This is a genomic window from Variovorax sp. Sphag1AA, from assembly GCF_014192575.1.
In the GTDB taxonomy this organism is placed as follows: domain Bacteria; phylum Pseudomonadota; class Gammaproteobacteria; order Burkholderiales; family Burkholderiaceae_C; genus Variovorax.
In genome coordinates this window covers 79,207-89,116 of the sequence record NZ_JACHYC010000013.1, presented here as the reverse complement: position 1 = coordinate 89,116, position 9,910 = coordinate 79,207, and the positions used below count along the sequence as shown (strand labels likewise).

The following is a 9,910-nucleotide window of genomic DNA, read 5'->3' as shown; positions in this document are numbered from 1 at the left end:
CTGTTGACCCATCATGTCAAAGCGCCTCCAACAAATTCGTTGCCTTCAACATAGGCGACCCGAACCAATTTGCCAGCGGGTTTTTCAACAGAATCCAGCGAGAGCAGCCGAAGGGGCGGGCGGATCGGGAGTGGTGCTCCGTGCCCTTTGCGGTAGTTCCAGCCGGCTCGTCCGTCGCCACCAACGGTCCGGTACAGACTGTCGCACCGTGACTCAACAATGGGGAAAGCGGTGGCCCGGCGGATTCGCATCGATCATTGGGTTTCGACACGGTCTTCTTGCTTATCCATGAGGCAACATATTTCTTTTTTGATCAAAAATCATACAATGAGCGAAGGAGATCACGGGCAATCAACGATGACGAAGACAAGCACGCTCGACATTGCAGACATCCAACCGATGGAGCGCGAAACCCTGCAGGCGAGGGTCTATCGAGAGCTAAGACAGTTGCTTATGGTTGGGCGCTTTCGACCGGGTCAGGTGCTCAAGATTCGGGACCTCGCAGAGGTCTTCGCCACGAGCATGCAGCCCATCCGAGAGTCGATTCGTCAGTTGATTGCGGAGCGAGCCTTGGAAGCCGCGGCAAACTCCAGCGCGCGTGTGCCGAACCTCAATGTGGCCCAACTCGAAGATTTGCGACTGGTTCGCCTGGCGGTAGAAGGCTTGGCCGCCGAGCGGGCAACTCTCGTAGCGACGCCCGCAGACGTGAAGGACCTGATGTCCGTAGTCGATGCTGAACTCGAGGCGGATCAACGCCAACTGGTTGAAGCGAGCGTATCGCGCAATTTGGAGTTTCACTTTCGGCTCTACAGGCTGTCCGGATCGCAGGAATTGCTGTCGATCATTGAAGGCCTATGGCTGCGTCTCGGCCCCGTCATCCGGGAGGCAGCGGAAAATTTCGATGCCCGCGAAGGCAAGGGGGCAGCGCATCATTCAGCCATGCTTGCGGCGCTCCGGCGGAACGATGCGGCCAAGGTGCGCCAGTCCGTCGAACGGGACATCAATCACTTCTTTGATTTGGCGGTCCGTCGCCTCGAGCAGGCGGAAGCTACGAAAAGATCGGCACGACGGCGGGCGGCTTAAAAGTCTCTGGCGCATCTGAGAAGCGGGCGATTCCGAAGGGAGCCGCCCGCTTTCGCGCTTCTGCGCCTCGCTCAGGCGCGAGCGGTGAGTGGGGTTAACCCTAAGATCCTCCTCCGTTAAGAGATTTATGATTTGTGATCACCGATTTAAGGGTTGACGGCTGTCCGCTGTCCGGGACCCTCCGTCCCTCGGCACCGTCGCCTTCGCAAAGAAGTCTCGAACATGATCCATATTGACGCGTCCATCCCCTCAGGACGGATCACAGTCCTCAGTGCGGACAATCCTGCTGACATCCGCCTTGAGATTCCCACGGATGCCAATAGCTTCTATAGAGGCTGGTACTACTTCCGCTCGTCCGGCGTCCGGGGACAGAAGTGCACTTATCGCCTGATGAATGCAGGTGGATTTCCTGATCGTCCAGGCTTTGAGAATCCGTGGATGGACACGGGGCCATTGGCAAGCTACGACGGTATCCGCTGGTTCCGTGTCCCCGCGACATTCGATGGCAAGGTCTACTCTTTCGAACATCAAGCCGAGTCCGATATTTGCTACTACGCGCCCTTCGCGCCGTATCCGGCGGAGCGCGATCAGAAACTGATCGCCAGCCTTCAAGGCTCGCCTCTCGTCCGCGTGCGGACTTTGGGGCACAGCGCGCAAGGCCGTCCCATTGACCTGCTGACGGTCGGCGTTGAGTCATCCGAGAAAAAGGCCTGCTGGGTCATTGCTCGCCAGCATCCTTCCGAAACGCAGGGGGGCTTCTTCATCGAGGGCATGCTGGAACGGCTACTGGATTCCAACGATCCCGTCGCTCGCACCCTCTTGGAGAAGGCGACGTTCCACATCGTCCCGAACATGAACCCCGATGGCTCTGCTAACGGCTTCTTCCGCACAAACACGCTCGGTGTGGACCTGAACCGCGAGTGGGGCGCCCCCAGCCTGGACCGGTCGCCGGAAGTGTGCGTTGTGCGGGGCGCCATGGAGCAGATCGGCGTGGACTTTTGCATTGACTGCCATGCGGACCCAGGTCTGAGTTGCAACTTCGTATGGCCATCGCAGAATGTGCCCACATGGCACGCAGGGCGCGCGAGCCAGTTCGACCACTTCGAGCGTGCATGGGCTGCAGCCTCGCCTGAATACGGTTACGGAGAGCCATACCCCGGCGGCGTCCCGGAGAACGCTGACTTGTCGATGGCTTGGAACTGGGTCGGCAACCGGTTTCCCGACTCGCTGTCGGTGCTCCTCGAGCAACCCTACAAAGACACACGGCGCGCCCCGGTCCCGGAAACCGGCTGGTCGCCCCAACGCGCGGCGCGATTCGGCGCAACCTTCCTGAATGGCCTGCACGGGGTGGTCGACCACTTGCGATCGCAAGCAGAGGCCTGAGCATGAACCACCCAAGTTTCGACGCGCTGTTTCAGCCCTTCAGCGTGAAGTCGCTGTCACTGAAAAATCGGATCGTCATGGCCCCGATGACGCGGTTCTTCTCGCCGCAAGGGCTACCTGGCGAAGATGTGGCGGCCTACTACCGACGCCGTGCGGAAGCCGAGGTCGGGTTGATCCTTTCAGAGGGCACAACAGTCGAGCGCCCCGCTGCACGCAACGATCCGAACATCCCGTACTTTCATGGCGAAGCCGCGTTGTCGGCCTGGAAGCGCGTGATCGGTGGCGTGCACGCTGCAGGCGGCCGTATGGGTCCGCAACTGTGGCACGTCGGGGCGGTAAAGAATGCCCTTGCCGACTGGAACTCCGGATTCGAAGCGGAAAGCCCCTCGGGCTTGGCCGCGCCGAGTGTGCAGCGCGGTGAAGTCATGAGCGAGGAGGCCATCGCAGACACCGTCGCGGCGTTCGGCCGCGCAGCTGCGGATGCAAAGGCTCTGGGGTTCGACACGGTCGAGGTTCACGGCGCGCACGGATACCTGATCGATCAGTTCTTTTGGTCGGGAACCAATCGGCGGAACGACCGCTATGGGGGTCTCTCTTTGAAAGAGCGCGCTCGCTTCGCGGCCGAAGTGATCAAAGCGATCAGGGTAGCGGTTGGAGACGACTACCCCATCATTCTTCGCTTGAGCCAATGGAAGCAGCAGGACTACAAGGCTCGGCTTGCCGACACGGTTGGCGAAATGTCGGATTGGTTGGTGCCGTTGGTGGAGGCGGGAGCAGATGTGCTTCATTGCTCGCAGCGTCGTTTCTGGGAAGCTGAATTCTCTGAAATCGATGGGACTGACGGTCTGAATTTCGCGGGTTGGGCGAAGAAGCTCACGGGTGCCACGACCATCAGTGTCGGGTCGGTCGGTCTGTCCGGGGAATTCATCCGCTCCTTCGCGGGCGAGGGCGCCAAGCCCGCTAGCCTTGACAACCTAATTCGTCGCATGGAACGAGAAGAGTTCGACCTGATTGCGGTGGGAAGGGCGTTGCTGAGCGATCCCCTGTGGGCGAGCAAGGTGCGCACGCGAGACTTGGCCAGCCTGCAGGATTTCAACCCTTCCTCGATGCGCGAGCTCGTCTAAATCAGTTCCGAAAGCTTCGCTACTGTCGATCGATGCCCCATCGCGCCATCGGCACTGATCCGCGCGATCTCGCCCCCTTGCGCGAGCAACGGTTGCTGATCCGCTATGGCGTCAGCTTCATCGATGAGTCTCTTCGCCCGCGCGCTATGCGCATCTTGCGCAAGCTCGACAACGGCTCTCGTCTCGCGAGGAGCGAGTTCGCTTTGCTGTCGCGCGCGGTTGAGCAGCGATCAAAGCAATCGCTGGCTCGCGCCTACCACCTCCGAGAGGCGAGCCACTTTGCAAAGAAGTTCAGGCGGACCGGCGACCCTTGGACGGCCGTCAATGCCAGCAGTTGCTATCGCAGGGGCGGCGAGCCCCACGCGGCCTTGGAAATCGTGGCTGACCTTAGCTTGGATTGCCTGAAGACGCCGGCCATTCTTGCTGCGCTTTGTACGACCAAGGGCGGAGTGATGCGAGACCTGGGTCGTCTGGATGAAGCGTTGCGGTTCGGCGAACTCGCCCATCGCTGCGAGCCATCCGACTATCGACCGTGTACGTTGCTGGGCGCAACGCACATCGAACGCGGGAACCTCCGTGAAGGGTTGGCGTGGTATCAGCGGGCAGCGCAGCGTGGTGCCGATGTCTCAACGCTGGACGAGGAACTCCGCGCGATCTTCGCCCAAGCCTTGAGCCGCTAGCCGGCGCCCTGCTCCAGTGCTTCGCGTCAGCTGAACCGACGGCTTTGCCGAGAGTCCTTTTAGTCGGTCAGGGTTGGGCCGGGACTCGCCTTGCGCTGTGCATGCCGCTCGAAAAAGCGTTGATCAGTGGCGCATCGATACTGCTCGAAAATGCGCGGGCCTTGGGTACGGCTCAGGGCTGACATGAGTGACCAGGAACGTGGCCACGCGCTCAGCGGTGACCTTGCCGAGCCTTCGACGAGATGTCACTGCCTTGTCGACTGCGAATCGGCGCAATGCGTCCAAAGTGTAGATTCCTCGGGCCTGCAGTGCGTCAACCGATGTTCCCAGCCAGGGCCTCAGCTCTTCGATTGGCGTATGAGCAGCGGTGGGCGCTACGAGTTCATCGGTGTCGGCTAGGCCGTGACGCCAGAGTTCCACTGGCTTGGCCGACGCGGCGAACGGGCGATCCGTGAGCATCAACGCTTCGTAGATTTCTCGCGTTTCGCGTTTGCCAAACGCCTCGCAAATAGTCACCAGCCGAAGTCGACGCAGAGCGCCAACGGATTCATGGCCTAGATCCAGTGCGCGTATGAGCGTCGCGGGCCGAAGGCCAAGGGATGCGGTCGGAGATGAGTCCTTCAGGTCTCTAAGCGCTACGGCACGCGCCTCATAGGACAAAGCTTGGATTGCCTTGCTTTGATCGAGAGCACGCTGTCTGTGATCGGGGTTCGGCGAGAACTCCATGCCGAGCCCCGCAAGAATCTCGCGCAGTCGGTTCGTGGTTTTCCGCCCGATGGATACCTCCGCGAGGAGCTCGCCTTCGCTGATGGCGGAAAGGTCCTCGATGCAGTAGATGTTGAGCGCCTTAAAGGCCTCATGAACGCTCTTTCGAAGGGGGAGCTCTTCGATGGGCGTCTCGGGAGAGAGAAGTGGCGTATCGAGGCGGTTGGCGGTCTTGGGGCGCCAATTGAACGAGTGAAAGGCAAAGGGTGTGGCCGAGGAGACGACGCCCTCTTGCTGAGATATGGCATGAACGCGCCTCGCCTCCATCACCGCGGTGCGCAATGCCGCCATGCAGGATCGCAACTCCTCGTCGGGCAGTTGCGCGAGATCGTTGATCGTCTGAATCGTGCAAGCTGGAATGGAGAACTCCTGGATCTTCTGAAGCCGTCAGAGTCTCCGAATCGATGTCGGCCGCGTCAATTGCACCTTGGTGCATCACGGCTTTCGGTGAGTCCTGTCGGCGCAGTGACGCAGAGGGAAAGCAATTCCCTGCCTGCACGGACTGGTAGTCGACGGAGGCCTGTCGGCCTTTTCACTAAGAGGTATCACGAACTCCATCCGATGCTGTGGATGGAGTTCGCACAGCACTTAACTTCTCGTCAAAACACGTGGCTGAAGCCGAGATCCAGACCGGTGGAGCTTTGCGGCGTCAGCGTGCCGGTAGCAGGGCTGGTCTTGACGTAGGCTGGGCCGCCCAGCGTGAGGTCGGCGCCGTACTTGTTCGATACGCGCGCGACAGTCGCGTAGAACGCGGTGCGCTTCGACAAGTTATGAACGTAGCTCAGTGCCCACTTGCTGGCTTCGGGCTCGTCGGAACTGATGATCTGGCTTGCGCGGTTGACGTTGTTGTACTTCACTTCCGCGTAGGAGAGGCGGATCATTCCCGGGCCCACGGGAATAGTCGAACCGACGATCCACCCGTTTGCTCCGGGCCCGACGAAACCGAACGGATTCGCCAACGGTGAACTGTCGTTGACCTTGATCTTGTTGTGCGAGTAGGCGCTGAAGAGCTTGGCGTACTTGAAGTCGTACGACGCACCGATGCCCCAGGTCTCGAGGCTGTTCGTTCTTCCGAGGAAGTAATTGGAAGTGATCGGCGTCGACGCCAGGAGCACCGAAGTGTCCAGCTGGCCATTGGTGTAGCCGAGGCGCGTGCCGAGGTAGCTGCCGACTCGCGCGTTGTCATTGGTCGTCGCGAGCGAAGGATTGTTCACAATCGCCGCGGCAGTGGGCGGGGTGAGCGTGCCGGGGTCGTAGCTGGTCTTTTCGTTCATGGCGTACATGAACTGGCCATAGAACCCACCCAAATTGGGAGGCAGGAAGTAACCAACGGAATTGCTGGCGCGCACATAGTTGGCGTTGGCAGTGAATCCGCTCTGCGCGAGCATGCTGCCCGGGCTGTTGTAGCCATGCGCGCTCGCAATGAGACTGACACCGACGCCATTGATGCCCATCGGATCGTACATCGCGTCTTGCCAGAAGGATGGCGTGTAGTCGCGGCCAAGCCTGACCTCGCCGAACGGACCCGATAGGCTCACGGTTGATCGACGGTCGAACGCAAAGCCTCCGCCGGTGGCCGCACCCGCCCCGGTGTCAGTGAGCACAGAACCCTCCATCCAAAAGTTCGCCGCAAGGCCACCGCCCAAGTCTTCGGTGCCGCGGAAGCCCAGGCGAGACGAGTTGTAGCCCGAGTTCCGAAGCACAGTTTGACTGGTCGTAGCGCTTTGCCCCAGCGCGTTCTGCGACTTGTTGGAGAACATCGAGAAGGTTGCGTCCATCACGCCAAACAACGTGACGGAAGACTGTGCCCATGTCGAACCAGTTGCCACTAGGGCGGCGAGCGCAACGAAAGACTTCCTATTTTTTGCCATCAGAAATACACCTTTGCTATGAAATGTGATCACAGATCATAGATTTCCGATTGAATTATGATTCTGAGTACTTCTACGGCTTGCAGGAAGCGACCGTCGCATGTAAGCGCGAGAGCTTCAGCTCTTTGGCTTTGAGGCTAGGTAAAAACCCCCAGATGATTTATCGAAGACGATCTTATATTTGTGATCACAAGTCACTAGGCCGCTATCTTTTCGGCCTCGACTCCCCACACTCATCCAATGATTTCTATTGACGCAGCGATCCCGTCCGGCCGCATTACGGTGAGGAATGCCAGCGACGCTTCGGACATCCAACTAGACGTTCCGAAGGACCCAGAGAGCAACTTTCTCGGCTGGTATCACTTCCGTGCAAGCGGGGTGCGTGGCCGCAAGTGCCGGTTCCGGCTGATGAATGCCGGGGAGAGCAGGGCGGTGCGCCTGGCCAACCGCGAAGGCATCGAAGACCGCTGGACGCACACGGGTCCACTTGCGAGCTACGACCTCGTCAACTGGTTTCGCATCAACGCGACGTTCGATGGCACGACATTCGATTTCGAGCACGAGCCCGCGTTTGATGTCTGCTACTACGCTGCCTTCGCCCCATTTCCGCCTGAGCGCGATCAGCGATTGATTGCGGGCGCACTGGCATCACCACTCGCTCGTCTGGAGACGATCGGCCATAGTCTTCAGGCTCGTCCAATCGACTTGCTGACGATGGGAGCGCCGACGCCCGAAAAGAAGCAGTGTTGGATCATTGCGCGTCAACATCCGTCCGAGACACAAGCCGGCTTTTTCATCGAAGGTCTCATCGAACGCCTATTGAATGCGCAAGACGCCGTCGCCCGAGCGCTCCTTGAACAGGCCGTCTTCTACATCGTCCCCAATATGAACCCGGACGGCTCTGCCAATGGCTTCAGCCGGACGACTTCGACCGGCGTCAACTTGAATCGCGAATGGGCGTCTCCCAGCGACGAGCGCTCGCCTGAAGTCGTTGCGGTTCAGGACGCAATGCGCCGCATCGGACTCGACTTCTGCATCGATTGCCATGCGGACCCCGAACTGCGTTGCAACTTCGTATGGCCCTCGCAAAATGTCCCGACTTGGAACGCAGACCGCCAACGCGTCTTTGAGTACTTCGAGGACGCCTGGCACGCGGCCTCCCCCGACTACGGTCTCGGCGAGGTCTACCCAGGTGGCGTCCCGCAGGAGGCTGATCTCTCCATGGCATGGAACTGGATAGGCAATGCGTTCCCGCACGCCCTATCGGTCCTGCTAGAGCAGCCCTTTAAGGACACGCGATACACACCAGTTCCAGCGACGGGTTGGACACCCCAGCGGGCGTCCCGCTTCGGCGCTGCATTTCTCGACGGCCTTCATGGCGTCATCGACCACCTCCGGAAACAGTGAGGTGCAAGTGGCCCTGCCGCTACACATCTCCAGCCTATCAGCCCTCTTGCGGCCTCACGTGCCGCACGGATCGTCCTCATGAATCTCGTTATCCGACTCCTTTCGATCTTCCTGATTGCCGCATCGATGACCGCCGCCCATGCCCAGCGCGCACAGAACGCGCTTACTTGGGGCTTTGGTGGCGAAGTCGAGACTCTTGACCCCTACGCCACCGGCAAGGGCACCGTTCAACTCGTCAGTCGCAATGTGCTCGAGAACCTCGTGGTGCGGGACCCGAGCGGCGCTGTGCGTCCGGCGCTGGCGACTTCCTGGCGGATGGTCAACGACAAGACCATCGAATTCACCCTGCGGCAGGGAGTGACCTTTCACAACGGGCAGCCGTTCGACGCGGACGATGTGGTCTACACCGTCAATTACGTGAAGCGTCCCGACTCCAAAATTTCGTCGCAAGGGGACTATGGTTTCATCGCGGGCGCCGAACGCGTGGGACCGTACAAGGTGAACTTGATCCTGAGTTCGCCCACGCCGTCCGCCATCGACCGGCTGACGCAGACCCTGTATATCTTGCCGAAGACCGCACATGCGGCCATGAGTCCAGCACAGTTTGGTGCGAAGCCGATTGGCACTGGGCCCTACGCCGTCACTTCGTTCGAAGCGGGGCGTAAGGCTGAATTGACGCGTTACGCCGGCTACTACCAGGCCGATTGGGGAACCCCGCGGCTTGACCGAATCACCGTGCTCTCGCTGCCGGACCCGCAGACGCTGGTCGCTGAATTGACCAGCGGCCGGGTCGATTTCGTCTGGAGCGTCCCCAAGGACACCCTGCCGATGCTCAAGGGGAACCCGAAGGTCGCGACGGCCACTGGCGCCTCGAACGCAATCTACTTTCTCACGCTCGATGCGGCCGGCCGGAGCGGGCCCAATCCGATGCAGGACAAGAACGTGCGCCTCGCGATCTCGCATGCAATCAACCGCGCAGCGATCAGCGAAGTGCTGCGCGGCGGCGGCAGCGTGGTCATCAACGCACCATGCCATCCGCAGCAGTTCGGTTGCGCGCAGGATGTGCCGGCCTACGAGTACGACGTCAAGAAGGCCAAGGCTTTCATGAAGGCATCGGGCTACCCGAACGGCTTCGAGCTGAGCATCGCCGCCTTCGGTGAGGGCGGCCCCGTGGCCGAAGCCATCCTGGGCGACCTTGCTGAGATCGGCATCAAAGGCAAGCTCGAACAACGAGAAACCTCCGCGTGGGTGAAGGACTTCTTCGCCGGAAAGTTCAAGGCCGCCGTGGTGCCCTGGCCATCGGCCGGTGTGCGCGACGTGTCGGCGCTGACGCCGGTCTTCTTCCAGGGTGGCCAGGGCGACTACGTCCGTGACCCCGAGGTAACCGCGTGGTTCAAGAATGCCGGCGCAATAAGTGACCCAGCCGAGCGCAAGCGGCTCTACCGGCTCGGCTTCGACCAATTGGCCCGCGAGGCGATGGAACTGCCGCTGATGACCAGCACCGTCAACTATGGCTACCGAGCAGGCCTCGACTTCACGCCCCCAGCCGATGGCTATCCGCTGATGTACATGACCGGCTGGAAGAAGTAGGCGGCGG

Annotated in this window: 9 protein-coding genes; 7 read left to right on the top strand and 2 right to left on the bottom strand. The window is 60.5% G+C overall.

Annotated features, from left to right (window positions below):
* From FHW64_RS34250 to FHW64_RS33035, 5 genes are all read left to right on the top strand, one after another.
* A partial coding sequence (locus FHW64_RS34250) for a hypothetical protein (RefSeq protein ID WP_221220722.1) occupies positions 1-212 on the top strand: 212 nt, incomplete at its 5' end.
* Between the two features lie 115 nt (positions 213-327).
* Entirely contained in the window at positions 328-1,083 is a 756-nt protein-coding gene (locus FHW64_RS33050) for a GntR family transcriptional regulator (RefSeq protein ID WP_221220721.1), read from the top strand.
* Positions 1,084-1,305: 222 nt separating this feature from the next.
* Positions 1,306-2,466 carry a carboxypeptidase family protein gene (locus tag FHW64_RS33045; protein WP_184533505.1) on the top strand — a complete coding sequence of 387 codons (1,161 nt, stop codon included), beginning with the start codon at positions 1,306-1,308 and terminating at the stop codon, positions 2,464-2,466.
* Between the two features lie 2 nt (positions 2,467-2,468).
* Positions 2,469-3,590, top strand: a complete 1,122-nt coding sequence (locus FHW64_RS33040) for an NADH:flavin oxidoreductase (protein WP_184533503.1) — start codon at positions 2,469-2,471, stop codon at positions 3,588-3,590.
* Between the two features lie 32 nt (positions 3,591-3,622).
* The gene (locus FHW64_RS33035; RefSeq protein ID WP_184533501.1) at positions 3,623-4,270 is read left to right on the top strand and encodes a hypothetical protein; all 648 of its coding nucleotides are present in this window, start codon (positions 3,623-3,625) and stop codon (positions 4,268-4,270) included.
* A 123-nt stretch (positions 4,271-4,393) separates the two neighbouring features.
* On the opposite strand, the gene FHW64_RS33030 is transcribed toward FHW64_RS33035, so the two are convergent.
* Together FHW64_RS33030 and FHW64_RS33025 are read right to left on the bottom strand one after the other, a co-directional pair.
* Complete coding sequence (locus FHW64_RS33030) at positions 4,394-5,326, bottom strand: hypothetical protein (RefSeq protein WP_184533499.1); 933 nt, start codon at positions 5,324-5,326, stop codon at positions 4,394-4,396.
* 308 nt (positions 5,327-5,634) lie between these two features.
* Entirely contained in the window at positions 5,635-6,906 is a 1,272-nt protein-coding gene (locus FHW64_RS33025; RefSeq protein ID WP_184533497.1) for a porin, read from the bottom strand.
* Positions 6,907-7,146: 240 nt separating this feature from the next.
* Here FHW64_RS33025 and FHW64_RS33020 point away from each other — a divergent pair, with 240 nt between their 5' ends.
* Positions 7,147-8,313, top strand: a complete 1,167-nt coding sequence (locus tag FHW64_RS33020) for a carboxypeptidase family protein (RefSeq protein ID WP_184533495.1) — start codon at positions 7,147-7,149, stop codon at positions 8,311-8,313.
* A gap of 78 nt (positions 8,314-8,391) precedes the next feature.
* Positions 8,392-9,903: an ABC transporter substrate-binding protein gene (locus FHW64_RS33015; RefSeq protein WP_184533493.1), complete on the top strand. Its 1,512-nt coding sequence runs from the start codon at positions 8,392-8,394 to the stop codon at positions 9,901-9,903.
* The last annotated feature ends 7 nt before the right edge of the window (positions 9,904-9,910 follow it).

What these genes read in the sequence shown, in the direction of transcription:
- FHW64_RS33050 (WP_221220721.1), top strand. Translation starts at nt 328, where the DNA reads ATGAGCGAAGGAGATCACGGGCAATCAACGATGACGAAGACAAGCACG.
- FHW64_RS33045 (WP_184533505.1), top strand. Translation starts at nt 1,306, where the DNA reads ATGATCCATATTGACGCGTCCATCCCCTCAGGACGGATCACAGTCCTC.
- FHW64_RS33040 (WP_184533503.1), top strand. Translation starts at nt 2,469, where the DNA reads ATGAACCACCCAAGTTTCGACGCGCTGTTTCAGCCCTTCAGCGTGAAG.
- FHW64_RS33035 (WP_184533501.1), top strand. Translation starts at nt 3,623, where the DNA reads ATGCCCCATCGCGCCATCGGCACTGATCCGCGCGATCTCGCCCCCTTG.
- FHW64_RS33030 (WP_184533499.1), bottom strand. Translation starts at nt 5,326, where the DNA reads ATGGCGGCATTGCGCACCGCGGTGATGGAGGCGAGGCGCGTTCATGCC.
- FHW64_RS33025 (WP_184533497.1), bottom strand. Translation starts at nt 6,906, where the DNA reads ATGGCAAAAAATAGGAAGTCTTTCGTTGCGCTCGCCGCCCTAGTGGCA.
- FHW64_RS33020 (WP_184533495.1), top strand. Translation starts at nt 7,147, where the DNA reads ATGATTTCTATTGACGCAGCGATCCCGTCCGGCCGCATTACGGTGAGG.
- FHW64_RS33015 (WP_184533493.1), top strand. Translation starts at nt 8,392, where the DNA reads ATGAATCTCGTTATCCGACTCCTTTCGATCTTCCTGATTGCCGCATCG.